The sequence below is a fragment of the Pseudomonas sp. TWP3-1 genome, assembly GCF_049896625.1.
Classification (GTDB): Bacteria; Pseudomonadota; Gammaproteobacteria; order Pseudomonadales; family Pseudomonadaceae; genus Aquipseudomonas.
Map to the genome: position 1 here is coordinate 51,441 of NZ_JAFCUQ010000023.1, position 24,025 is coordinate 75,465.

28 protein-coding genes are annotated in these 24,025 nt (G+C 56.8%); 10 read left to right on the top strand and 18 right to left on the bottom strand.

The features are described from left to right. Positions 1-4 precede the first annotated feature (4 nt). From gspF to gspG, 7 genes are all read right to left on the bottom strand, one after another. Positions 5-1,216, bottom strand: coding sequence for a type II secretion system inner membrane protein GspF (gene gspF, locus ACP7BN_RS24640; RefSeq protein ID WP_426206449.1), 1,212 nt, complete (start codon positions 1,214-1,216; stop codon positions 5-7). Beyond that, positions 1,216-2,622 (bottom strand): type II secretion system ATPase GspE, encoded by a 1,407-nt coding sequence (gspE, locus tag ACP7BN_RS24645; RefSeq protein ID WP_426206450.1) that lies wholly within the window; start codon positions 2,620-2,622, stop codon positions 1,216-1,218. Before gspE ends, gspF begins: the two co-directional genes overlap by 1 nt. Positions 2,623-2,806: 184 nt before the next feature. After that, the gene (gspD, locus tag ACP7BN_RS24650; protein ID WP_426206451.1) at positions 2,807-5,158 is read right to left on the bottom strand and encodes a type II secretion system secretin GspD; all 2,352 of its coding nucleotides are present in this window, start codon (positions 5,156-5,158) and stop codon (positions 2,807-2,809) included. Then, positions 5,155-5,703: a type II secretion system protein GspM gene (gene gspM / locus ACP7BN_RS24655; protein WP_426206452.1), complete on the bottom strand. Its 549-nt coding sequence runs from the start codon at positions 5,701-5,703 to the stop codon at positions 5,155-5,157. The genes gspD and gspM overlap by 4 nt, the downstream gene beginning before the upstream one ends. Further along, positions 5,696-6,847 (bottom strand): type II secretion system protein GspL, encoded by a 1,152-nt coding sequence (gene gspL / locus ACP7BN_RS24660; protein ID WP_426206453.1) that lies wholly within the window; start codon positions 6,845-6,847, stop codon positions 5,696-5,698. The genes gspM and gspL overlap by 8 nt, the downstream gene beginning before the upstream one ends. Next, positions 6,844-7,797 carry a type II secretion system minor pseudopilin GspK gene (gene gspK, locus ACP7BN_RS24665; protein WP_426206454.1) on the bottom strand — a complete coding sequence of 318 codons (954 nt, stop codon included), beginning with the start codon at positions 7,795-7,797 and terminating at the stop codon, positions 6,844-6,846. Before gspK ends, gspL begins: the two co-directional genes overlap by 4 nt. A gap of 8 nt (positions 7,798-7,805) precedes the next feature. After that, positions 7,806-8,264 carry a type II secretion system major pseudopilin GspG gene (gene gspG / locus ACP7BN_RS24670; protein WP_426206455.1) on the bottom strand — a complete coding sequence of 153 codons (459 nt, stop codon included), beginning with the start codon at positions 8,262-8,264 and terminating at the stop codon, positions 7,806-7,808. Positions 8,265-8,411: 147 nt separating this feature from the next. Between gspG and gspI the strand changes: the two genes are divergently transcribed. Beyond that, the gene (gene gspI / locus ACP7BN_RS24675; protein WP_426206456.1) at positions 8,412-8,798 is read left to right on the top strand and encodes a type II secretion system minor pseudopilin GspI; all 387 of its coding nucleotides are present in this window, start codon (positions 8,412-8,414) and stop codon (positions 8,796-8,798) included. Positions 8,799-9,111: 313 nt separating this feature from the next. Here gspI and ACP7BN_RS24680 read toward each other — a convergent pair whose 3' ends face one another. From ACP7BN_RS24680 to ACP7BN_RS24690, 3 genes are read right to left on the bottom strand one after another with little or no spacing between them, the layout of a single operon-like run. After that, complete coding sequence (locus ACP7BN_RS24680; RefSeq protein WP_426206457.1) at positions 9,112-9,501, bottom strand: hypothetical protein; 390 nt, start codon at positions 9,499-9,501, stop codon at positions 9,112-9,114. A gap of 54 nt (positions 9,502-9,555) precedes the next feature. Further along, complete coding sequence (locus ACP7BN_RS24685) at positions 9,556-9,939, bottom strand: hypothetical protein (protein ID WP_426206458.1); 384 nt, start codon at positions 9,937-9,939, stop codon at positions 9,556-9,558. Then, positions 9,936-11,261 carry a hypothetical protein gene (locus ACP7BN_RS24690; RefSeq protein WP_426206459.1) on the bottom strand — a complete coding sequence of 442 codons (1,326 nt, stop codon included), beginning with the start codon at positions 11,259-11,261 and terminating at the stop codon, positions 9,936-9,938. The genes ACP7BN_RS24685 and ACP7BN_RS24690 overlap by 4 nt, the downstream gene beginning before the upstream one ends. 234 nt (positions 11,262-11,495) lie before the next feature. Here ACP7BN_RS24690 and ACP7BN_RS24695 point away from each other — a divergent pair, with 234 nt between their 5' ends. Further along, a complete protein-coding gene (locus ACP7BN_RS24695; RefSeq protein WP_426206460.1) occupies positions 11,496-11,909 on the top strand; it encodes a hypothetical protein in 414 nt (137 codons plus the stop codon). Positions 11,910-12,464: 555 nt separating this feature from the next. On the opposite strand, the gene ACP7BN_RS24700 is transcribed toward ACP7BN_RS24695, so the two are convergent. Beyond that, complete coding sequence (locus ACP7BN_RS24700; protein ID WP_426206461.1) at positions 12,465-12,881, bottom strand: hypothetical protein; 417 nt, start codon at positions 12,879-12,881, stop codon at positions 12,465-12,467. Between the two features lie 3 nt (positions 12,882-12,884). Beyond that, positions 12,885-13,193 carry a hypothetical protein gene (locus ACP7BN_RS24705; protein ID WP_426206462.1) on the bottom strand — a complete coding sequence of 103 codons (309 nt, stop codon included), beginning with the start codon at positions 13,191-13,193 and terminating at the stop codon, positions 12,885-12,887. A gap of 688 nt (positions 13,194-13,881) precedes the next feature. On the opposite strand from ACP7BN_RS24705, the gene ACP7BN_RS24710 reads away from it, so the two are divergent. Beyond that, positions 13,882-14,250, top strand: coding sequence for a DUF6124 family protein (locus ACP7BN_RS24710; RefSeq protein ID WP_426206463.1), 369 nt, complete (start codon positions 13,882-13,884; stop codon positions 14,248-14,250). A gap of 240 nt (positions 14,251-14,490) precedes the next feature. Here ACP7BN_RS24710 and ACP7BN_RS24715 read toward each other — a convergent pair whose 3' ends face one another. The 3 genes from ACP7BN_RS24715 to ACP7BN_RS24725 are packed head-to-tail and all read right to left on the bottom strand — an operon-like array spanning position 14,491 to position 16,641. Next, entirely contained in the window at positions 14,491-14,880 is a 390-nt protein-coding gene (locus ACP7BN_RS24715; protein WP_426206464.1) for a hypothetical protein, read from the bottom strand. A gap of 55 nt (positions 14,881-14,935) precedes the next feature. Beyond that, a complete protein-coding gene (locus ACP7BN_RS24720; RefSeq protein WP_426206465.1) occupies positions 14,936-15,316 on the bottom strand; it encodes a hypothetical protein in 381 nt (126 codons plus the stop codon). Continuing rightward, positions 15,316-16,641 (bottom strand): hypothetical protein, encoded by a 1,326-nt coding sequence (locus tag ACP7BN_RS24725; protein ID WP_426206466.1) that lies wholly within the window; start codon positions 16,639-16,641, stop codon positions 15,316-15,318. Before ACP7BN_RS24725 ends, ACP7BN_RS24720 begins: the two co-directional genes overlap by 1 nt. A 234-nt stretch (positions 16,642-16,875) precedes the next feature. Between ACP7BN_RS24725 and ACP7BN_RS24730 the strand changes: the two genes are divergently transcribed. The 5 genes from ACP7BN_RS24730 to ACP7BN_RS24750 all read left to right on the top strand — a co-directional run bounded on the left by ACP7BN_RS24730 (position 16,876) and on the right by ACP7BN_RS24750 (position 20,847). Then, positions 16,876-17,289, top strand: a complete 414-nt coding sequence (locus tag ACP7BN_RS24730; protein ID WP_426206467.1) for a hypothetical protein — start codon at positions 16,876-16,878, stop codon at positions 17,287-17,289. Between the two features lie 370 nt (positions 17,290-17,659). Beyond that, on the top strand, positions 17,660-18,763 hold the full coding sequence (locus ACP7BN_RS24735; protein ID WP_426206468.1) for a hypothetical protein: 1,104 nt from the start codon (positions 17,660-17,662) through the stop codon (positions 18,761-18,763). Between the two features lie 3 nt (positions 18,764-18,766). Next, the gene (locus tag ACP7BN_RS24740; protein WP_426206469.1) at positions 18,767-19,336 is read left to right on the top strand and encodes a LemA family protein; all 570 of its coding nucleotides are present in this window, start codon (positions 18,767-18,769) and stop codon (positions 19,334-19,336) included. Between the two features lie 615 nt (positions 19,337-19,951). Continuing rightward, a complete protein-coding gene (locus tag ACP7BN_RS24745) occupies positions 19,952-20,320 on the top strand; it encodes a DUF6124 family protein (protein ID WP_426206470.1) in 369 nt (122 codons plus the stop codon). 257 nt (positions 20,321-20,577) lie between these two features. Beyond that, entirely contained in the window at positions 20,578-20,847 is a 270-nt protein-coding gene (locus tag ACP7BN_RS24750) for a hypothetical protein (RefSeq protein ID WP_426206471.1), read from the top strand. A gap of 414 nt (positions 20,848-21,261) precedes the next feature. Here the strand turns inward: ACP7BN_RS24750 and ACP7BN_RS24755 are convergent, their stop codons facing one another. The 3 genes from ACP7BN_RS24755 to ACP7BN_RS24765 form a co-directional block, all read right to left on the bottom strand. Beyond that, complete coding sequence (locus ACP7BN_RS24755; protein WP_426206478.1) at positions 21,262-21,438, bottom strand: type II toxin-antitoxin system RelE/ParE family toxin; 177 nt, start codon at positions 21,436-21,438, stop codon at positions 21,262-21,264. Continuing rightward, positions 21,428-21,634: an antitoxin gene (locus ACP7BN_RS24760; RefSeq protein WP_426206472.1), complete on the bottom strand. Its 207-nt coding sequence runs from the start codon at positions 21,632-21,634 to the stop codon at positions 21,428-21,430. Before ACP7BN_RS24760 ends, ACP7BN_RS24755 begins: the two co-directional genes overlap by 11 nt. Before the next feature lie 250 nt (positions 21,635-21,884). Further along, positions 21,885-22,316: a type II secretion system protein N gene (locus tag ACP7BN_RS24765; protein ID WP_426206473.1), complete on the bottom strand. Its 432-nt coding sequence runs from the start codon at positions 22,314-22,316 to the stop codon at positions 21,885-21,887. Positions 22,317-22,436: 120 nt separating this feature from the next. On the opposite strand from ACP7BN_RS24765, the gene gspH reads away from it, so the two are divergent. Together gspH and ACP7BN_RS24775 are read left to right on the top strand one after the other, a co-directional pair. Then, positions 22,437-22,901 (top strand): type II secretion system minor pseudopilin GspH, encoded by a 465-nt coding sequence (gspH, locus tag ACP7BN_RS24770; protein WP_426206474.1) that lies wholly within the window; start codon positions 22,437-22,439, stop codon positions 22,899-22,901. Beyond that, positions 22,898-23,506: a prepilin-type N-terminal cleavage/methylation domain-containing protein gene (locus ACP7BN_RS24775; protein ID WP_426206475.1), complete on the top strand. Its 609-nt coding sequence runs from the start codon at positions 22,898-22,900 to the stop codon at positions 23,504-23,506. The genes gspH and ACP7BN_RS24775 overlap by 4 nt, the downstream gene beginning before the upstream one ends. The last annotated feature ends 519 nt before the right edge of the window (positions 23,507-24,025 follow it).

The following is a 24,025-nucleotide window of genomic DNA, read 5'->3' on the forward strand; positions in this document are numbered from 1 at the left end:
ACCACTATTGGACGAGTTGATTGATCTCGATGATCGGCAACAGCACCGCCATCACAATCACCAGCACCACCGCGCCCATCACCACAATCATCAGCGGTTCAAGCAGCGCGGTCATGCCCATCGCCCGCCGTTCGATATCGCGCGACAAGGTCTGCGCCGCGCGCTCAAGCATCGGTGGAAGCGCACCGGTTTTCTCGCCGCTTGCAATCAGGTGTATCAGCACCGGCGGAAACACGTTCTCCACGCGCAGCGCCGCCGCCAGATTCACGCCCTCGCGCACTTTGGCTGTGGCCTCACTCACGCTCAGACTCAGGCGGTCGTTGGACAGCGTCTGCCGTGCAGCTTCCAGCGCGCGCAACAACGGCACACCCGCGCCGCCAAGAATCGCCAGGGTCGAGGCAAAACGCGCAGTGTTCAGGCCCAATATGAAACGCCCGATCAAAGGTAACTTGAGCACCCGATGATGCCAGGCCAAGCGCGCCGCCGGGTTGCGCAGATACAAGCGCCAACTCCAGAAAGCCCCCGCCATGACAGCCGCACATAACCAGCCCCAGCCGCGAATGAAATCACTCGCGGTGAGCATCGCCAGCGTCAGCCCCGGCAGATCCTGGCGCGCCTGGGAAAACGCGCTGACCACCTGCGGCACCACGTAGCTGAGCAGGAAGATCACGATGCCAATCGACACCAGTCCGACCACGCCGGGATAGATAAACGCAGTGAGGATCTTGCCGCGCAAGTTGTTGCGTTCTTCGATGTAATCGGCCAGCCGTTCCATCACCTGAGCCAGATCACCGGACTCCTCACCCGCCGCAATCAACGCGCGGTAGATCTCGGGAAAATCCCGTGGCCGCGCCGCCAGCGCCTCAGCCAGCCGCATACCGCTGCGCACATCCGCGCGCACGCCGCTAAGGGTATGCGCGATATGTTTTTTATCGGCCTGCTCTACCGTGGCGCTCAGCGCGGCTTCTAATGGAAGACTGGCGCCGAGCAGGCTCGACAGTTGCCGCGTGGCCCAGGCCAGATCGTTATCCGAGAGCTTGGCGCTGAACATTCCCCCGCTGCTCTGGTTGGACACATTGCTTTCTTTGGCCACCGACAACGCGGTCAGACCCCGACCACGCAACACGCCAAACGCGGCGCTTTGACTGTCGGCTTCCAGATGCCCGGATTCGATCTTGCCGTTGGCGTCGGCGGCTTCAAAACGATAGCGATTCATCAGGCGTCCCGTGTCACGCGCAGGATTTCTTCGGGAGCGGTAGCACCGCTGCGGATCCAGCGCTCACCGTCCTCGCGCAGGCTGAACATCCCGGCCTTGTTCGCTGCCGCACGCAACGCCTGCTCCCCTGCCCCTTGGTGAATCAGGGTGCGGATGTCGTCGTCGATGCAAAACAATTCGTGAATACCGGTGCGGCCGCTGTAGCCGGTCTGGTTGCACGCCGCACAGCCAACCGGGCGCCAGGTTCCGGGCGCGACAGGGTCTTCCTGTTTGCAGTGATTGCACAGGCGTCGCACCAGCCGCTGGGCCAAAACCCCGAGCATGGAAGACGCGAGCAAAAACGGCTCGACGCCCATGTCGATCAGGCGATTGACCGCCGACACCGCGTCGTTGGTGTGCAGCGTTGCCAACACCAAGTGCCCGGTAAGCGAGGCCTGCACCGCGATTTGTGCGGTTTCCAGATCGCGGATTTCGCCGATCATGATGATGTCCGGGTCTTGCCGCAGAATCGCCCGCAATGCGAGGGCAAAGGTCATGTCGATCTTGGCGTTGACCTGGATCTGGCTGATCCCCGGCAGATCGTATTCGACCGGATCTTCCACCGTAAGGATGTTGCTGGTGCTCGCATCCAGTCGCGCCAATGCGGCGTACAGGCTGGTGGTTTTGCCGCTGCCGGTCGGGCCGGTAACCAACACGATGCCGTGCGGCTGGCGGATCAGGTGGTCGAGTTTGGCCAGCACCTGCGCATCCATGCCGAGGGTTTCGAGGTGCAGGCGGCCGGCCTGTTTATCGAGCAAACGCATCACCACGCGTTCGCCGTGGCCGGTGGGCACGGTGGAGACACGAATATCGATTGGCCGCCCCGCCACCCGCAACGCGATGCGACCATCCTGCGGCAGACGTTTTTCGGCGATGTCGAGTTGCGCCATGATCTTGATCCGCGACACCAGGGCACCGTGCAGCGCCTTGCGCGGCGAGACCACATCGCGCAGCGTGCCATCGACGCGGTAGCGCACCACCGAATGGGTTTCGAACGGCTCGATGTGAATGTCGCTGGCCTCATCGCGCGCCGCTTGCGTGAGCAAAGCGTTGATCATGCGAATCACCGGCGCGCCGTCCTGGGTGTCGAGCAGGTCGGTGATTTCCGGCATGTCCTGCAGCATACGGTCGAGATCGACTTCGTTCTCCGCCGCGCCGACCACCGCTGCCGCACTGCCGGTATCTGCGTAAGCCGCCGCGAGCAGGCCGTCGAGTTCATCATCCCGCACCCGCTCGACCCGCGCCGGGCCGAACTGACGGCGCACTTCGCTGATCGACCAACCGGGCGTGGACGGACACACCGTCAACACCCCGTCCCGCAACAGAATGCGCTGCGCCTTGGCCCAGACATAAGGCAAAACACTCATCCTCCAACCTCCACACAATCCCCTGTGGCGAGGGAGCTTGCTCCCGCTCGGGGGCGAAGCACCCGTAAATCCAGCATGCTCGGTGTGCCTGCAAACATTCGGTTGCAGGGTTTGGGTCTGCTGCGCAGCCCAGCGGGAGCAAGCTCCCTCGCCACAGGTATCACTGGATTCAGAATCGGGGGGATCATTGGATCGGCACTGCTTTGATGGTTGCGCGCGGTCCCGAAGTCGGCATCGGCACGCCTTGCGCGGCGCTCGGTAATTGCGGCGCCTGCATGTCGGGCATGGCCCAGCTGCGTTCCGGTTGCAGCCCGCCCTGCGCGCGGCGCATGAAGTCGTAGCGGTTGAGGGTGATGCTGCGCCCCGCCGCGCTGTCGCGGATGATGTACGGGCGCAGGAACACCATCAGATTGGTCTTGGTGATCGCTCGGCGCTCGTTGCGAAACAGCGCGCCGATCCCCGGAATGGTCGACAGCCACGGCACCGCGTCATTGCTCTGGCTATAGCCGTCCTGCAGCAACCCACCAAGGACCATGATCTGCCCGTCGTCGAGCAAAATGCTGGTGTCGATCGCGCGTTTGTTGGTGACGATGCCCGCCGCCGTTGCGCTGTTGGAGGCGCGTTCGTCGATGCTGCTGACCTCCTGATAAATGTCGAGCTTGACCGTGCCGCCCTCTGAAATCTGCGGCCGCACGTTGAGCTTCAGCCCCACCTCTTCACGGGTGACAGTCTGGAACGGATTGTTGCTGGTGCCACCGCCACCAGTCACGTAGCTGCCGCTGACAAACGGAATGGTCTGGCCGACAAAAATGCTCGCCGCTTCGTTGTCCAGGGTCAGCAGGTTTGGCGTCGACAGCACGTTGGTGCCGCCCTTGCTCTTCAATGCGCGGGCCAGCACTTTCAGGTCGAGAATCTTGCCGATCCCCGGAATATCCACGGTGCCGTTGACGTAACCGAGGTTCAGCCCTTGCGGCAGCACGTCGAGGCTGGTCTTGCCATTCAGATTGATCCCCGAGCCACCGAGGTTGGCGCCGCCGATCACGCCGTTGCCACCGAGATTGCCGGTCTGCCATTGCACGCCAAACTCGCTGGCATCGTCCTCGCCGACTTCGACGATCAGGCTTTCGATCACCACTTGCGCGCGGCGCTGGTCGAGCAGGTCGATGACTTCGCGCAGGTTGCGATACACCGGTTCCGGGGCGGAAATCAGCAAGGTGTTGGTGGTGGCGTCGGCCTGAATGGTTACACCGCCAGCGCTGAAGGCAACGTTCTGTTCTGTGCTTTGGGTGGTGCTGCTGCCGCTGGTGCTGCCTTGTGCGTAGCTGCCGCCGGTGCTTCCCGCGTTTGTTGTGGCGGTTGTGCCAGAGGTTTGCGTGCCACTCTGGCCATTCTGCCCGCCGCCAGAATTGCTGGTGCTGCCCATCGCACTGAGCACCGAACGCGCACTGTCGCTGGTGCCGCTGTCGCTTTCGCCAGTCAGCAAGCCGCGCAGTGCCTGCGCCAGTTTTGCCGCTTGGGCGTTGCGCAGATAAACCACATGCAGATTGCTCGGATTGCTCTGCGCGTTGTCGAGTTTGTAGATCAGGTTGCGCGCCAGCTCGGTGCGCTCCGGACTGCCGGCGCGAATGATGATGGTGTTCGAGCGAGGGTCACCGATCACGGCGATTTTCTGCGTCGGATCGTTGCCCGGTGCATCAAGCAAGTCAGCAACCATCGGCGCGATGTCGGCGGCAATGCCGTTCTGGATCTGCACCACGTCAGTGTCGATGGCACTCGGCGTGTCGATGCCCTCGATCAACTGCGCAACCCGCGTGAGGTTCTCGGCGTAATCGGTGACAACGATGGTGTTGTTGCCGGGATAGGCGTTGATCGGATTGTTCGGCGAGACGATTGGACGCAGCACCGGAATCAGGTTCACCGCGTTCTCGTATTGCAAACGAAAAGTGCGCGTGAGCATGCCATTGCCGCCCGGTTTGTCGGCACTGTAAATCGGTCCGCCGAGCAGTTTCGCATCGGCCTCCGGCACCACCTGCGCCACACCGCCGACATCGACCACGCTGAAACCCTGCATGCGCAACGCCGCCAGCAGCATGTCGTACGCCTGCCGCGCCGGCACCTGACCTTCCGACACCAGCGTCAGAGTGCCCTTGACCCGTGGATCGACCAGAAACTGCTGGCCGGTGGAGCGCGACAACGCACGCACCACCGCTTGAATGTCCGCATCGACAAAATTCAGCGTCACCGGCTGATCGCCCAGTGGATTGCTCGGTAGCGCCGCGCCACGGCTCGATCCACCGGTGCGGCCGCGCTCACTGATGTTGTGCAACTGCTTCGGTGCAGGCCGGGCCTGAGCTTGCGCCCGCTCACGGTCGAGCACCGCATCGCCGCTGCGCTGGGTGTTGGCCAGCGGTCGGCCGAGCTCGCTGTCGACCAGCAGTGGCGGTTGATTCGATGGCGTGGTGTTGCTGCACGCGCTCAATGCCAGAAACAGCAGCGACAGCGACATACGTTTCGCGTTGGATCCTGACCCACTCATGAAGCTTCCTTAGCGCCCAGCGCCTGATCCATGCGAACGGTGCCCGACAAAGTGCCGGCGGTGTCATCGGTTTTGGCTTCGTCTGCACGTTGCAAACGGGCCTCGACCACTTGCAGTGAAAATTGCCGAGGGTTGGCCAACAGCCAATCGATTGCGGCGTCGGCAGGCGCGGCGTCGAACGTCAGCAGCCAGGTGCCGGATGGCCCGGCCTCTAACTGAAAATGCCCGCCGAGGCCGCTGGCTTGCAGGGTTTGCTCTAGCGATTGCTCAACGCTCTGCCCCTGCGGACGCACGCTGACCTCGCGCAGCAAGACTTCCAACGCTTCTGTCTGCGCGCGCAACTTCGGCGTTTCGGCTTGCCAGTAAGTGATTTTTTTCAGTGGCGGTTGGATCAATGCGACCCACACCAGCCAGCCGATCACCAGCACGGCCACGCCGCCAACCATGCGTTTTTCGCGCAATGCCAGAGGCTGCCAGCGTGCCTGTAATTGACTCGCGAAGCGTTGCCAGGTGGCGCGGTATTTGGTCAGCGTTGCGCTATTCATCTTCGGCTCCGCTGGTGTCGTCGGCTTCTGTCGCGGTGGCTTCACCGGCCGGGCGCAAAGTCCAACCGTCGTCATTCGCGCTGACGCTGATCCCGGCCTGGGCCAAGGTGTTTTGCCACTCCTTGTCACCGCGCCGCGCTTCGGCCAGCAGACTCAACTGCAAAGCGCCGTCGGCGAATGTCAGGCGCTGCACGCTGCCGGCCATGAACGGCATGCCAATGCCGGCCTGCAACACCAGCCGATTGAAATCCTGACCCGGCTCGTCCGCCGCGCCTTGCTTCTGTGCAGCGATCTGCTGACGGGCCTGTTGCAGCGGATTGAGGATCACCGGAATTTGCGGGAACGCCTGCTTCACCCGCTGACTCATCTGCGCCTTGAGCTGCTGGCCCTGCCCGGCCTCGCGCGCGGCGTACAGATTGAGGCCGATCACCCACACTGCCAGCGCCAGAGCGCAGCAACCGACCGCCCTGCCCCAGCCTCGGTGTTCGCGACGTTGTTGCTGGATGCCGCCGTGCAAACCCCAACTTGGTAGCGACCCAGCCCAGCGCTGCGAATCGGCTAATAGCGACTGCCCGGTCTGCGGCGCCGGATCACCGACCCAGTGTGCGGGCAGACCGGTTTGCATCTGCCAGTCGTCATCGATCAGCGGCTGGACTTGCGCTACATGCAGGCTCTCGCGCAACACCAGATGCTCGTCGTGCAGGCAGCCGACCCCGCCCTCGATCACCGGCAAACTGTAGGCGGCCGGGTACAGACCTTTGAGGCTCAACCCGGTATCGCGCAGTAACTGGCCGAGGTGTTGCAGATCCTTTCTTTGCAGCCAGGCCATTTGCACTTGGCCCGTTTCACCGCGCGGGCCGTGGGCGATGTGCATGTCAGCACTGTCGCCGAGCATCAAGGCCTGCGCCGCACACTGCACGGCAGCCACGATTTTATTCGCCGGCAACGGGGGCAACTCGATGCTTGCCAACAGGCTGTCTGCCGGGTGCAGAAAACACACCAGCGCGGACTGCTTCGGCAGTTGCTCAAGGCTTTTTGATTCCTGGCGCACGATCTGACTTTGCCGATCCAGCCACACACAATCCAGCTGACTGTCCAGACTCAACTGCGCCAATGGCGGCAGACCCACGCGCAACTGGCTCATACGCCCACCCGCGACCAAATCACCTGCGGCAGTCGATCCTGACTGCGATGCAGCAACGCATCCAGATTGACCCGCCGCTGATCCCGCCGGGCCTCGCCGCGCAGGCGAAACCAGTCGCTGGTGATGCCGACCTTGATGCTGGTGACATCCAGCTCGGGCTGACGCAAGCGGTTAACGAAATCGCCGCGATTGATGAACCAGCGCCCGGCGTCACGCTCATTGATCAACGCCTGCGCGCGCTCCAGCGACAACCCCGGCACATACGCCGCCAGCACAGGCGCGGTGGCCGTGTTGCCGTTGAGCCAAGTGGTCGCCGGGATCACCGTCAGGTAGGGTGCGAGCTTGAGGATCAACGCGTCATTGACGCCGTCGACACTGCGCAGATCGTCGAGGTTGCGCAACATCGGCAGCGTCGGCGGTTGCGGTTTTCGTGCGGCATCCGGAGAGGTGCTGCGGCCACTGTCGAACGTGTTTTTTGCAACGTTGGTGTGCGCCGATGGCGGACTGATCAATCTCGGATAAGAAGCAATCACCCGCTGGCTGATGCGCTGACTCAACGCCGTGCTGACCCCGATCAACTCGCACAAGCGTTGAAACGCCTGCACCTGCGCCTCATCGACACGCTCATTGGCCACCAGATTGCGCAAGTTGAACTTGCCCTGCTCGTCTTCAAGCCGACCTTCAAAACCCTGCACATTCAACCGCTGCGCCCACGGCTGATCGAGCCGGGTCAACGGATCGCGCTGCCGCGCATCCCACAATATCTGCCGGCTCAATTCCAGCCCACCCTGCAAAATCCAGCGCCCCTGCACACGCAGTTGTTCAGCCTCAAGCGCACGGGTCGAAATGCTCTGCCGCGTCAACATGCCCGCCGCAATCACCGCGACCACGGCAGCAATCAGCAGCGCACTGATGATCGCCATCCCCTGCTGGTTCGAAGAATTGTTCATGGCCGGCCTTACAGCTGCCAGGAACCGATATCAGCATTCACACCGTCGCCGTCGGGCTGGCCGTCGGCGCCGAGGGAGAAGATGTCGATCTCACCGTTGGCGCCGGGGTTGAGGTACTGATAAGGACGGCCCCACGGGTCATTCGGCAAGCGTTCGAGGTACGAGCGCCAGTTGCTGTTTTTCGCGTCAGCCGGGCGTTCCACCAACACTTTCAAGCCCTGATTCATGCTCGGATAAGTGCCGTGATCGAGGCGATACAACTTGAGCGCCTGCATCAACCCGCCAATGTCCTGCTTGGCTGCCGTGGCCCGCGCCTGATCCGGACGATCAAGCACTTTGGGCACCACCATCGCCGCAAGAATCCCGAGGATCACCACCACGACCATGATCTCGATCAGCGTAAAACCCTGCTGGGCGCGCGTCATCCGTGGCGGTCGTGCAGGCTGTTTGAACGGTGCGATATCCATCTCGACATTCCCTGGCTTGGTTCGATTCGACGCGCAGTGTTGCAAGAAGATATGTCAGGGATGTTGAAAATCCTCGGGTGTTTTCGTCGTCAAGCCGTCAAGCGCGCGGGTTAGCGTCGAGGGCTGTGTTTGGGTTTTGGACCTTTTATGCGTGCGCGTACCCGAGAAGCGGGCTTCACCCTGATAGAAGTGCTGGTGGCACTGGCGATTATTGCCGTGGCCATGTCGGCGGCTGTGCGCGTGGCAGGAATCATGACCCAGAGCAGCGGCCTGCTGCGCGACCGCTCGATAGCCTTGATTGCGGCGCAAAGCCGTATGGCCGAGTTGCGGCTTGAGGGGCGATTGCCGTTGGGGATGAAGGCGCTGGAATGTGATCAGGGGCGGTTGTTGTTGCGCTGTGAGCAGGTGATTGGGGCGGTGCAGAATGGGCGGTTGTTGAGGGTTGGGGTGCAGGTGTTTGATCGTGGGCAGGATGGGCCGGCGTTGGCCAGGCTGGAGACCATGTTGATGCGGGCGGAGAGCCCCTCACCCTAGCCCTCTCCCAGAGGGAGAGGGAACTGATCCGGGAATATTCGAAAGCTACACCGACCTGAAAGCCGTTCATTGAATCCACAATTGCCGAGCTCACAAAGCCAAATCGAAGGCTTTCACCAAAGCCATAATCGCCAAGGTCTTTCAGGTCGATGCAGCCCGCAAGACACCTCGGTCGGCCCCCTCTCCCACCGGGAGAGGGCTGGGGTGAGGGTAAGCCTTTGATCCACCCGCTCGATTATCTTTGCTCTTGCCCCCACGGCACCCGGCCTATTCGCGATAGGTGTTTGACAGACGAGCGCGTCATTGAGGGCGCTTACTCCAGCAATCCTAGATATTCCGCCCATCCATACAGAGCCAGAATTCCCAGTAGACAAAATGCATTCGATCGATATGGAATTTCGACCCACCGCCGCAAATTCAGCGGAAGATTCCGGACATCTTCTATGGCGCCCGGATTATCCAGCAGCAGACGCGAAGGACGTTTACGAATTAACGCAGTGATCAAATTAAGCCTATACCTGCGCTCCCAAAAACCGACGCTCCCTCTCTGCGGGCTGTTGTGGAGCAAATGACAGTTTTCAAGGTGCGACTCAATTTCGGAAAGTTTGAAATAACCGACATAGATCATCACCAGGACGTTGGTGATGATCAGAACCAGTAACGCAATGCCTGTAGCGGCGAACAGAAGTTTGATTTCAATCACGTGCAGTGGCTTTGTAAACGATTCCATCGAGGCACTGATTTTCTCTCTGCCCCATTACAAAAAGCCTCTGTACTTCCCGTAATGCCAAAGCACCGTCGTCCCACCGAACACGAAATACCCGACATGAAATGGACGCGTCGCCCAGAACTTAAGACCTTTGGGAAGGCGCTGAACGGCGTCAATCAGCAACGGTTCCTGACGGTGGATACTCTTGGATGTAATCAATCTGCTGACTTCTGCCATTCGCAGAGATCTCCAGTGAAAACTCCCCCCTGAAGACCGCCAGTCCGTGATCAGGTCAAGCCACTCATCAAAGTGGCTTTCCAGAGCTTCGAGTTTTGTATAGACGGCGTAGAAGATCATTGCGCAGTTGATTAAGGCCATGACGATCAGCACCCCCCAAGCCCAAGCATAAAATGTGCTGGTGATTTCTATCATTCGGAGTACTCGTAGATTTTTTGTCCTAAAACCTCACCACCTTCAGTCACTTGGGTGCCTACTTCCACCGATCCAGCCGCACCGACTACAAGCACACAAACAAGTTTCCCTACTCCCTTCAACTTCGCGCAAACCGCCAAACCTACTTTCCCTCCAATATATCCACCACCAAGCGCCCCAACTGTACCGCCGACCATTTTCCCTCCTTCGACATACTTCACTTGCCTGCATTCCGCCTCGCGGTCTGAGACGCATACCTCGTAGATTTTTGAGCTGGATGCGCCCAGTTGCAGACCAATGCCGAGATAGCCACCGCCCTTCATGTATTTCGCTGCTCTGGCAACGCCTGCGATGTTCGTTGCATATCCGGGCAATTGCGCCGATGAACCTGCTTTGCCCCATCGGTGAACAATTCGTCGGCTGGATAATCCCAGTGCACGTTTGAGTTTTGGATGATCTGGCAGACCGGTGCCTTTGCGTACCAGCGGGCCAAGGCTGGCATCCAGCTTTGCCATCAGACGTTTGCGTTTGGCAAAGAACTCTGGGGATTGCAGATGGCGATGCTGGGTGTATTGCTGCTGATGCAGTCGCTCCAACTCTTTGAGGGTGTTTTTCAATCCATCCAGATGGTGGCCGATCATGAATGACGCAACGCCCAACGTGCCCGCCGACACCTCCAGAAACGGCTCAATCACCTCATGGTGCTCAACCATGAACGCAGCTTCTTCATCTGTTAGCTCTTTCAGCGCCTCGTTGACCTTGTCCGCTGCGGCCATCATCTGCGCTTCTTCGCGCCGGCACATGTAATTGCGTGAGTCGCTGAACAAAACCATTTGCCCAGGCTTGACCTGCTCACCGAGATGTCGATTGAGTGAGCGGAATTCGCGACGCAGTGCATCGCTGGGAGTGATTTCGTACAGTTCGCGCTCGAGTGCTTCGAGCGTCATGCTTTTCTGAACGATGTGAAAACCCGATTCCGCGGGTTGCGGCAAGGTATAGGCGTGTTCCTCCACCAGATGTTGTGCCGGAGGTGGCTCAGGTTTGGGCTTGAAGCCGCTCCAGGAGGCGCCGCCGTTATCCGCAGCGACGCGAGGTTTCACCAGTGCCCACTCACCGTTACGCACCGCATCGATGAGTCTTCGCTGATTCGCGCTTTGCATGTAGTTGGAACGATGCAGGCCCATGGCGTTTAACAGGTCGTCGAATCCCGGCAAATCGTCCGGCCGATTCAATGCCTGTCGGAAGTCTTCCATGGCTTGGTAGGAATCGAGGATCTGCTCACGTTGGCCATGCAACTCGCTTTGCGGGATGAGTCTGGTCACGTCCGTGTCCCGTTCTGAAAACGGGGGACTTTGGCGAACTGACTCTGGTTTGAATGCAGGATGGATCGGTGTTTGCTGTAGGGGAAATCCGGTTTTCTGAGTTGCGGGCTTCGCGCTCAAATCATCAATGGTTATGGCGGCTGGAGAGCGTCAGAACTGTTGAGCGCTACTTTCGCCTCAGGCATCCTGCGCGACGCTTAAGGCAAGCTGTAAACCACCTGGAGAAACTGTCACATGAACGCTTCGATCCTCATGCTCGTCGCGATTTACTGCGCGAGTACCACCGTCGCGTTTGCCGACGGCTCACAGCCGTCAAACGACAAGCGCGGGACAGCAGGTATCGCCGTCGGTGAGCGTTTGGTGGCGGCCAGGTTCAAGTTGATCAAACAAGGATGGAACCCAACCCCGATGCACACCAGCGATGGTTATGAATACAGTGGCGTGGAGCGGGAGTTGGCTGCACGCAATTTCCTGGAGCTCGATACCTGCTCTTTTGATAGCTCGCGCTGCATCCTGTTCTATTCAAAGAAAGGTGCCTGCTTGCGCGTCGACACCATTGGTGAGCAACTCGATGACATGACGGTCACGCGATGGACCGATGAGTGTCCTGATGCGCCACCAAAACCAGATACAGCCGACGCGGGTTAATCATTGAGTTGTGGTAATCCGTCTAACTGCGTTGAATCCATAATCAACTCGGTCGCTCAGGTCGATGTACAACGCAAGACACGTCCGTAGGCTGCAGTTAGGGCCATCTCCCCATGTTTTTGTTCGCCAGCAACTTCATGCGGAGCAGAATGCCAAGCTATTGAGGTCGAGCTCGGCGTAGCTACCCAAATCGCCCTTGTAGAGAGCGACTCTGAGCACTCCCAGTTCGGATTGTAAGAATTGAACAAGCGCTCTGAGCGCTACTATTTTTTGACATCGTAGTCGGAAGTACTACTGTTGCCAGCCCAAGGTCGGTATCGTAAATCCTGATCAGAAAAACATCCCCTCCATGATGTATATCGTAGTAACAACCACAGTATTCGTACCCCAAATCGTCGTCGGCATCATCAAAACGGGTAGATTTAACTATCTTCAAATTGGCACTCTGCATTCAGGTTAAGCAGGAGGATCACCTCGCACCCAAAGGGGAACACTCCCCTTTGAATGGAGTAAGGAATGAATGATTACCAAAACTTCTTAGTGTTTCTTTTCAACTCATGGCGTTACAGTTTCACAAACAAGTTCCTGAGGCGCTCCCTCATTAAATGGAACAGTACATTTTTTTAAAAATTCGGGAGCAGGCTCAAGCGGCATCACTTCAAACAGAAAAGTCAACTTCCCATCTTGAAACTCACCCTTTTTCAATTCAACCTGAGTGTACCCATTGAGAAAGCTCTTGCCGTCAATAGAACATAGTTCTTTTTCTTTAACTATTTTCCCATTGCCCCCCGGCAGGAGCGATTGCACCCGTACGCATGGAGAATCGAATGTTCTCAAATATCTGACGACATATTTGCCGATTATTCCTGCATCGGCTTGGTAGACTCGTTTGTAGTCAAATTCAGCCGCCGTCGCAGATGAGAGGCAAGCCAGCCCAAAAACTGTGTACGCTGCCAGATGTAAATTACGCATTAATTACTCTCCAAGTAACGGATGCTCACCGAAATACTCTGTGACGGGAGCCGTCTCGTCGACGCGATATGCGATCACCTGTCCATCGGCGATGCAGCGCACTGACGTTTGGTCGAGGGCATCTCCCGTTCCCTGATCAAAATGAATTCCGCCATGCCAGGAACCATTAGTGCCCATTGGATAGAACCCGCCGTGGGCCTTAGCCAATGCTTCATAGAACTGCTTGGGATCCTGTGCCTCGACGTGTTGGCTACCTGCTCGCTTCAGCTTGAATGGATATGCCCAGTGTTTGACCTTGCTCTGTTTTTCCATAACTTAATGCTGCTTTCCATTTCCTTTGGCCCGCTCGGTTTTGTATCAAACTGTTTTGACCGTGACATTTTTGAGGGGCGCCGATATTAAAGGCATTGGTAAGCTCTGAACACCCCTCACAAAACCACGTTCAACCGACTTGATCGAATGATCGCTATAGGCTTCTCAAACGTCCTTCAAGAGCTTCGTTCGGTTCAAAGCGGCCGGTGTTCAACATCCGTTTCATGGCTGCTAACCATCCTGAAGGATGGCCATTCTGGCCGCTAGCTGCCTCTTGACTGAATGTCTGCCTTTTGCCGGTCATGGCCACCCCGGCGCGCCTGTTTAACCGATTTCTTAAATACTGTTTAAAGACACCCACCGTTACTTCAGCAAGCCTACAACGCCTTGCGTCATTGCCTACGACTACGCCAGAATCCGCCGGCTTGTGCGTCTGGGGTGCGGGTTTTACTGTTGCCGGGTCACTGAAAAACAGTGATCGGGTTTGGTAGCCCGGTTTCCCATATGACGCATAACGTCACCATGCGCAGATGCCCTTTCGGCATTTGTCTTATGGTGGCCATGCGCAGGGCGCCCTCGGGCGCGCCGGATTTTCCATATGGGCCGGTCTACCAACCTTCGTATGGCCACCACCCTTCGTTTGGTAGCGAGGGTGATGGCTCCTTAAGTCCCATATGGAGCTACATCTATGATCAAGCCAACACCGAATCCACCAGAAACAGAAACCGACCCAGTCTCCCCCTACAAATTCCCCGACTCCCGGACCCTCAACGAAGCCGCCGAACGCGCCCTCGACCACTACCTCACCCCACAACAACGAGTCATGGGCAGCCACCACAAACACGACCCCATGTTCATCGCCAACACCGCCTACGACACCGAATCCCTCCTGGCCAACGCCAGCGAATCGCTTGGTTCTGCCAGCGAAATGCTGCAGAACTTCGCCGCCACCCTAGAACCCGCCCACCGCAAGACTGCGCTGGGGATAGCGCAGATTGTGATGCTGGGGGAATTGGCGGTGAATCAGGCCTTGGATAATGTCGAGGTGAAGACGTGATTGGCTGATCGCTGTCGCTCAGACGAAAAGAAAATGGCCGAGGGTGTCAGTTGTAACCAACAACCTCGGCCACAAAAATAATTCTTTTTGCGACGCATCTCCGGGCATTTGGAGGGGACAGATTGTGTTTCTTAAAATAAATCTGTCCCCATTTCGCAGTCATTATCTTTGCTATTGCCCCCACGGCACCCGGCCTATTCGCGATAGGCGTTTGACAGACGAGCGCGTCATTGAGGGCGCTTACTTCAGCAACCCTAGATATTCCGCCCAACCATACAAAGCCAGAATTCCCAGCAGAGAAAATGCGTTGAATCGATAGGGAATTTCGACCCACCGCCGCAAATTCAGCGGAAGGCTCCGGACATCTTCTATGGCGCTCGGATCATCCAGCAGCAGACGTGAAGGACGTTTACGAAGTAACGCAGTGATCAAATTGAGCCGGTACCTGCGTTCCCAAAAACCGCCACTTCCTTTCTGCGGGGGGGTGTGAAGCAGATGACAGTTTTCAAGGTGCGACTCAATTTCGGAAAGTTTGAAATAACCGACATAGATCATCACCAGGACGTTGGTGATGATCAGAACCAGTAACGCAATGCTTGTAGCCGCAAACAGAAGTTTGATTTCAATCATGTGAAGTGGCTTCGTAAACGACTCCATCGAGGCACTGATTTTCTCTCTGCCCCAATTACAAAAAACCTCTGTATTTCCCGTAATGCCAAAGCACCGTCGTCCCACCGAACACGAAATAGCCGACATGAAATGGACGCGTCGCCCAAAACTTAAGACCTTTGGGAAGGCGCTGAACGGCGTCAATCAACAGAGGTTCCTGACGTTGGATACTCTTGGATGTAATCAACCTGCTGACTTCTGCCATTCGCAGAGATCTCCAGTGAAAACTCCCACCTGAAGATCGCGAGTACATGGTTAGGTGAAGCCACTCATCAAAGTGATTTTCCAGAGCGTCGAGTTTTGTATAGACGGCGTAGAAGATCATTGCGCAGTTGATTAAGGCCAGCAGGATCAACGCCCCACAGCCCCAGGCGAATAGTGTGCTGGTGATCTCCATTATTCGGAATACTCATGAATTTCTTGCCCCACTAACTCTCCTAGCTCGGTCATCTTTGTTCCTGTTTCCACCGATCCCGCCGCGCCGACTACAAGCACACAAACAAGTTTCCCTACTCCCTTCAACTTCGCGCAAACCGCCAAACCTACTTTGCCTCCTATATATCCACCAGCGAGAGCCCCAGCTGTACCGCCAACCATTTTCCCTCCTTCGACAAACTTCACTTGCCTGCATTCCGCCTCGCGGTCTGAGGCGCATACCTCGTAGATTTTTGAGGTGGATGCGCCCAGTTGCAGACCAATGCCCAGATAGCCACCGCCCTTCATGTATTTCGCTGCTCTGGCAACACCTGCAATGTTCGTTGCATATCCGGGCAATTGCGCCGATGAACCTGCTTTGCCCCATCGGTGAACAATTCGGCGGCTGGACAATCCCAGTGCACGTTTGAGTTTTGGATGATCTGGCAGACCGGTACCCTTGCGTACCAGCGGCCCAAGGCTGGCATCCAGTTTTGCCATCAGACGTTTGCGTTTGGCAAAGAACTCAGGGGAATGCAGATGGCGATGTTGGGTGTATTGCTGCTGATGCAGTTGCTCCAACTCTTTGAGGGTGTTTTTCAATCCTTCCAAATGGTGGCCGATCATGAATGACGCAACGCCCAATGTGCCCGCCGACACCTCCAGAAACGGCTCAATCACCTCATGGTGCTCAACCATGAACGCAGCTTCTTCATCTGTTAGCTCTTTCAGCGCCTCGTTGACCTTTTCCGCTGCGGCCATCATCTGTGCTTCTTCGCGCCGGCACATGTAATTGCGTGAGTCGCTGAACAAGACCATTTGCCCTGGCTTGACTTGCTCACCGAGATGTCGATTGAGTGAGCGGAATTCGCGACGCAGTGCGTCGCCGGGCCTGATTTCGTAAAGCTCCCGCTCGAGTGCTTCGAGCGTCATGCTTTTCTGAACGATGTGGAAACCTGATTCCGCAGGTTGCGGCAACGTGTAGGCGTGCTCCTCCACCAGATGTTGTGCCGGAGGTGGCTCAGGTTTGGGCTTGAAGCCGTTCCAGGAGGCGCCGCCGTTATCCGCAGCTACGCGAGGTTTCACCAGTGCCCACTCACCGTTACGCACCGCATCGATGAGTTTTCGCTCATTCGCAGCTTGCATGTAGTTGGAACGATGCAGGCCCATGGCGTTTAGCAGGTCATCGAATCCGGGCAGGTCATCCGGGAGATTCAATGCCTGTCGGAAGTCTTCCATGGCTTGGTAGGAATCGAGGATCTGCTCACGTTGGCCATGCAACTCGCTTTGCGGGATGAGTCTGGTCACGTCCGTGTCCCGTTCTGAAAACGGGGGACTTTGGCGAACGGACTCTGGTTTGAATGCAGGATGGATCGGTGTTTGCTGTAGGGGAAATCCGGTTTTCTGAATTGCGGGCTTTGCGCTCAAATCATCAAAGGTTATGGCGGCTGGAGAACGTCAGAATTGTCGAGCGCTACAGTCGCCTCAGGCATCCTGCGCGACGCATAAGGCAAGCTATAAACCACCTGGAGAAACTGTCACATGAAGGCTTCGATCCTCATGCTCGTCGCGATTTACTGCGTGAGTACCACCGTCGCGTTTGCCGACGGCTCACAGCCGTCAAACGACAAGCGCGCGACAGCAGGTATCGCCGTCGGCGAGCGTTTGATGGCGGCCAGGTCCAAGTTGATCAAACAAGGATGGAACCCAACCCCGATGCACATCAGCGATGGCTATGAATACAGTGGCGTGGAACGGGAATTGGCTGCACGCAATTTCCTGGAGCTCGATACCTGCTCTTTTGATAGCTCGCGCTGCATCTTGTTCTATTCAAAGAAAGGCGCCTGCCTGCGCGTCGACACCATTGGTGAAGAACTCAATGACATGACGGTTACGCGATGGACCGATGAGTGTCCTGATGCGCCTCCAAAACCAGCTACAGACGACGCGGGTTAGTCACTCACTTGTGGTAACCCGTCTAACTGCGTTGAATCCATAATCAACTCGGTCGCTCAGGTCGACGTAAAACGCCAGACACCTCGGTCGGCCCCCTCTCCCTCCGGGCTGTCCGACGTTTCGGGAGGGCTGGGGTGAGGGCTCGCTTCCGCTTCCGGAGTACCAGGAAAGAACACCCAATCAATCACCAGGCGATCCCGACATCCGCTCGACCACTGCCAAAGCCTGCTATCCACCAGAAGCGGTGATGGCACAACAATGGTATCGTCCACTCCTTTTCAACATTTCTGACAGTTTATGAACAAAGCCAAATCCTCAATCCGGGCCGTTGCTCCCGCACCAGGCATCCCTGAAACAATGGATACCTGACATGGCCAACACATCGCAGAACGCGAGATTAAACAAGTTGCTGGCTGACAGCGAAGCCAGTCTTGCCACGGCTGAATCGAATGCCGACCTGTTAAAGACGATCCATGAGTTCGTCTCATACAATGGCCCGCTCAAATACAGTTTTGCACGCGCATGGTGGTTTTTCGGCGCGGGCCTGTTATTGATTGCGAGCACCGTGGCCTTTCCCAAGTATGTGCATAGCTATACCGTCGCTGCTTTTTTTTACCGTCTGCAAATTGACCCCGACTTGTTCGGCGTGGCCGTTTGTATGCTCGGCATCGTGTGTACCGGCGGGAGTCTGGCATGGATGAAATCCAAATCTGATCGCTTGCCTTCGCTCAGCAGCAAAATGGCTCGACTGTCATCCTACTTCCACAACGGATTGACCCGCCTGGAAGCAGACCCGCGCTATACCCTCAACAAGCTGGATGCGCAATTTGCTGATTACCGGCGGGGTAACTACAGCCGCGAGTTGCAACAGTCGATGCAGGGTGTATTTACCGGCCCGCTGCACAACCTCCCTTACGAGTACCACCGCCTGCACTACGTCGACAAACGAACGGAACAAACCACCGTTAGCGACGGCAAGGGAGGCACCAAAACACAGACTCGAGTGGTGTATGACCACTACGACCGCTACAGTCTGGTCATCGACTTTCCATGGGTCACCGGCGTATCAGTCAGAACTGATGGGCAATCAAAAAACGACTATCCGAGCCGCATGGACACCGCTTCTCCGGATTTCAATAAAGCGTTCCGTTTGACCGGGCGCAGCGAGATGACCTGTGCGAAATTCATCAAACCTTCGACGGTGCTGCACTTGCTGAAAGTATTCAACGTACTCAAGGTTCCGAACCTGGAGTTCGCCGACAGCGGAAAACTGTGCCTCAGCTTCGCCAGCAGCGACCTGCTCACGTTCGGTACGCAATATTCGCTGTCTTCACCCAAAGAGTTTTACGCAGAAATTGCTGCGGGTATCGAACTGCCGCGCCTGGTGTCTGCGCTCCAATGGAGCCATGCACTCAGCGAACTGCACGATGACAACTTTGCCTCCTCCCCCCTGACAAGCCGCCAAGAGAAGTAAGCCATGGACATCACACTCACCCTCGCCGTTGTTATCGCTGTAGTCATCATCGTAGCGGGCGTCGTCATCTACAACGGCATTATCGGGGGATACAATCGGGTACAACGTGCCTGGTCGGACGTCCTCGTTTACGAACGCCAGAAGACAAAGGTGCTCGATCAGCTGCAAAAGGTGCTCGCAGACTTCATGGTCTTCGAGTCCAGCCTCCTCGAAAAAATCACCGGTCTTCGCAGCGCGATCCACAGCCTGCCTGCTGGAGCGGACGGCAACGCCCTCGCGACAGTAGAAACCGCTTCGAGGGAGCTGATGGGTGGCTTGCGCGTTACCTTCGAGGCTTACCCTGACCTGAAAGCATCCGAAGCGGCGAACAACATGATGCGTGAGATTGCCGAACAACAAGAAAACGTCGGTGCGGCCATCACTATCTATAACCGCAACGTCGAACTGTTCAATAACTCCATCGAAATGTTCCCAGGCTCGGTCGTCAATGGCCTGTTCAACAAGAAAACGCCGGTTGTACCGTTCTCCGATACCGAAGCGTCGCAAGGCTTCTCCTACACGCCGAATTTCTAATTCGCACGATGCGTCGAACCCATCACCCGTGAGGGTGATGGTCGGCTACGTCCCTGCTTAAATAGATTCACCGCTGGTTTTTCGGGCGCGAACCGTTTAATGCCATGACGGTTACGCGATGGACCGATGACTGTCCTGATGCGTTGAATCCATAATCGACTCGGTTCCTCAGGTCGATGTACAACGCCAGACAACTCGGTCGGCCCCCTCTCCCACCGGGAGAGGGCTGGGGTGAGGGCCAGCCTTTGATCCACCCGTTTAACCAATTCCTCACACAACGTTTAAAGACACCCACCGTTACTTCACCAAGCCTACAACGCCTTGCGTCATTGCCTACGACTACGCCAGAATCCGCCGGCTTGTGCGCTTTTGGCGTGGGTTCTATCGTTGGCCGGTCGCTGTAAAACGCAGCGATCGGGTTTGGTAGCCCGGTTCACCTGACGCATAGCAAACCTTTGCAGGGATCGTTTCGTCCTCTGTTTATGGTGGCCATGCGTAGGGCGTCCTCGGACGCGCCGGGTATCCAGGTGACCGGTCTACCAACCTCCGTATGGCCACCACCCTCCGTTTGGTAGCGCGAAGGTGATGGCTCCACTTTTCATCTGGAGTTACATCATGATCAAGCCAACACCGAATCCACCAGAAACAAAAACCGATCCAGTCTCCCCCTACAAATTCCCCGACTCGCGAACCCTCAACGAAGCCGCAGAACGCGCCCTCGACCACTACCTCACCCCACAACAACGAGTCATGGGCAGCCACCACAAACACGACCCCATGTTCATCGCCAACACCGCCTACGACACCGAATCCCTCCTGGCCAACGCCAGCGAATCGCTTGGTTCTGCCAGCGAAATGCTGCAGAACTTCGCCGCCATCCTAGAACCCGCCCACCGCAAAACCGCGCTGGGGATAGCGCAGATTGTGATGCTGGGGGAATTGGCGGTGAATCAGGCGTTGGATAATGTTGAGGTGAAGACGTGATCGGCTGATCGCTATCGATCAACAGATCTGAAACAAAATGGCCGAGGTTGTCAGGCGTAACTGACAACCTCGGCCACAAGAATCGTTCTATTTTTTCCGGCACATCTCGACGTCATCCTGGGTTCTCAGCAGTAGCTAGTCATATAAAAAAATCACTTATCGCGAAAACAACTAAAAAACTGTCATATATAACAGTGCGAAGATTTTTCGAACACGCTATTTTTGCTATTCACGACTATTTTATAAAGGCTAAAAAAATGAACAATGAAACTGTGACATCTTTGAAAGGGCTTTCAAAAGGCACACTAATTGATGGCGAACTTATTGATAAACGTAAATTTTCCGGTATATTTCAGCGTTACGAAGAACTGAGCGGTGAGCTTGAACTCGCAAAATTAGGCACTGACGAACTTTTTAAAATCAAGATCAACGAAGTCCAAACATTGAACACCTTAACCCCTAACAGTAGAGTTCACGTACCGATTTACATAACCGAAAACTTAATTGGGCATAAAAGCGCAAAATAAAATGGAAATATTTATTCTCTGAAAATAAATATTTCGAATAACACTACTTAACCGTTAACCACTTGAGCGGAAAGCAAATAAAATGGAGAAGGACTGATCCCGGTTTCCGGTGATGGTTGCGAGCACATCTCGACAAACCAAGGACACCACCCCAAATGAATCGTAGACGTGAAACTCTTCAGCATCAACAGCCGCGTTTTCGTCATTCAGTGGCATTCGGTGGCGACGGATTTATTTATAGAAAATCAATTAGCCCCCATTTTTAAATCGCTATTTTCTATTTTGAACAAGTGTTGTATGACGGAGTGAGTATGCGACAAATCACGAATATTCCTGACGCGCATGTATAACGCTCAAAATATTTATCCTGCCCACCGCGTGATAAATGATCAGGTAATTGGGGTGCACGACCATCTAGCGGGTACCGGGCGCTCTACCCACTCGATAGAGGTGTGGATGTTGAGCGAGGGTAATCGTAGCGCCTTCGATAGCCTGGGAAAGCCTGTTAGCCGCTACAAAATTGCGGTCACTGATGTAGTCGAGAATGTTCAGGAGATCAGCCCGAGCCTCGGGCTGCCACTCAACCTGCATCGTGTTTTTTACGCTTTGCTTCAATCAGGGCATGCATCTCCGCCATAACCTGGTCATTTGAAATACTCGGTCGAGTATCCTCCATGGAAGCCTGCACTTTGGCGATCAACCAACGGTCATAGCTCGCAGCCTGCTCTTCCGGACCAAGGTTCGAGACGACTGGGCACATTGGGTCGATCAAAGACGGGTCGATCATGGCACCTCCGGGTTTAATGCCTCGAAGTCTATTCGGTAAAGCAATCGCTGTCGTCGCTGGCTGGATGAATAGCACGTTGGTCAAGCTCCATAGGGATCAATTTGTCCCGGCAAATCCTAGACGCCGCGCTTCCGACGGCCAACCGCCAGAAGCTGTCGGAAAACTCCCTGTTTTTCTGAAAATGCTCAATTTTCCGTAGGACGCGGTTGATGCGTCCCATTTTTTGAAGTCACTGATTCCAACCCCGCAATCACGGCCTCACCAACCTCGGCATCTCCACCCCCTCCGCCAACATCTCCACCTCCAGCCGCACCTTTTCCCCACCCTGCTCTATCACCACCGCATCCCCCTCCACCGCCACCAACCTCACCCCCGCACTCACCCGCTCCCCTTGCAAAAAGCTCATCGGCGGCCCGTCATTCAGGCTGAGAATCGCCACCGCCCCCCGACTCCCCGCCATCACGCCACTGACCTTGATCTCCACCGGCGCAGTCTCATTGGAAAACCACTGCAACGCCGGGCTGTCACTGCGCGCCACGAGCAGTTGCGGTGCGGCGTCCGGGGTGCGTGACTCGGCGGTGGTCAGTAGCAGCGACGACCAGGTCGCGATGCCGACCAGTGCTGCGAGCAGTGCGGCTGCCTGGAGCATTTGCGGTGGGGAAAAGCGTGCGGTGAATTTCATGGGCTGAATCTCCTTTTAGTCCCTGCTGACAGACTACGCGGCAATTCTCACGGTTTTATTTCACATGACTTACATCTTGGCCGTGCACGATGAACGTTGACGCAAAGGAGCGCGCATCTGATGACGGTTTTTCAACAGTCCTTCAAGCAACAGGGCTTCACGCTGATCGAGTTGATGGTGGTGCTGGTGATCATCGGCATCGCGAGTGCGGCGATCAGTCTGAGTATCAAGCCTGACCCGTTGCAATTGCTGCGCAAGGATGCCGAGCGTGTGGCGCAGTTGCTGCAAGTGGCGCAGGCGGAAGCGCGGGCGGATGGTCGGGCGATTGCCTGGCTGAGTGATGCCAAGGGTTTTCGTTTCAGTCGGCGAAGTGAAAGCGGTCGTGGTTTTGAGCATTTCGCGTCGGACGCACAATTGCGTCCGCGTACTTGGCAGAGTCCGAACATGGAGGTGCGGGTGGAGCCGAAACAGAAAGTCGTGCTTAACGCCGAGTGGATTAATCCGCCGCTGCAGGTGACGTTGTCTGACGGGCTGAATCGGCTGAGTGTGCTGCGGGATGCGACTGGCCGGATTAGCGTGCAATGAACGGCCAACGTGGTTTCACTTTGATCGAAGTGATGGTGGCGATTCTGTTGATGGCGGTAGTCAGTCTGATTGCTTGGCGCGGGCTGGACAGTGTGACGCGGGCGGATGGTCATTTGCAGGCTAGCGGCGAGCAGAGTGACAGTTTGTTGCGGGCGATGAATCAGTTGCAGCGGGATGTGGAGATGCGCGCCGGGATTGAGTTGAGCGAGCCGAAGAAGGCTGGAGTTGATGATGAGCCTTCGACTGCCCCGCCCGCGATTACTGTGCGTAGCAGCGATAGCACGGGGTTTCGGCTGGATATTATTCGCAGCGCTGCGGATCAGCCGGGTGCGTTGCAGCGAGTGCGTTGGTGGCTTAAGGGCGACACGTTGTATCGCGCGGTGGCGCCGAGTCGCAGCCGTTATCCGCTGCCAGCGCCGACTGCGGGGGTGGCGGTGTTGAATGAAGTGAGCGATGCGCAGGTGCGGGTTTGGGAGACGGATAAGGGTTGGCGACAGTTGAGTGGGAATCGGCGGGAGGATCCGCTGGGGTTGGAGATTCGGTTGACGCGGCAGACGGTGCAGGGGGTGGAGAAGTATCGGCAGGTGATGGGGCCTTTGGAGTGATATTCGGCTGTTATCCAGGTGTCTGCGCAATGGCTTTACCTTCGGCGGGTTTTACATTGGGGTTGAGTATCCATGAGAGAGATTGGTCGGTTATCAGGGTGTCATCGCCAGCAGGCTGGCTCTCACAGGGGGATTGGGTGAAGTCAGCTGGGGATTGGTTGGCTGGCAGGGCGTCATCGCTGGCAAGCCAGGCTCCCACAGGGATTGAGTGCAGCCGGTAGAGATTGGTCGGTTATCAGGATGTCATCGCCAGCAGGCTGACTCACAGTGGGAAATGAGTACATCTGCAAGAGACTGGTCGGCTCATAGGCCGCCATCGCTGGCAAGCCAGCTCCCACAGGTTTGGGGGGACATCGGCAATTGCATCGGCGCCTGGGAGATTGCCATCGCCAGCAGGCTGGCTTGTATGCTTGGTACTTGAAGGGAGGAGGAGGGACTAGGCTGGCTTCTGACTGTTGACGCAGTACAGATCCGTGGGAGATTTCGCCCCTCCTCCTTTCACCCAAGCGCCGATAAAGA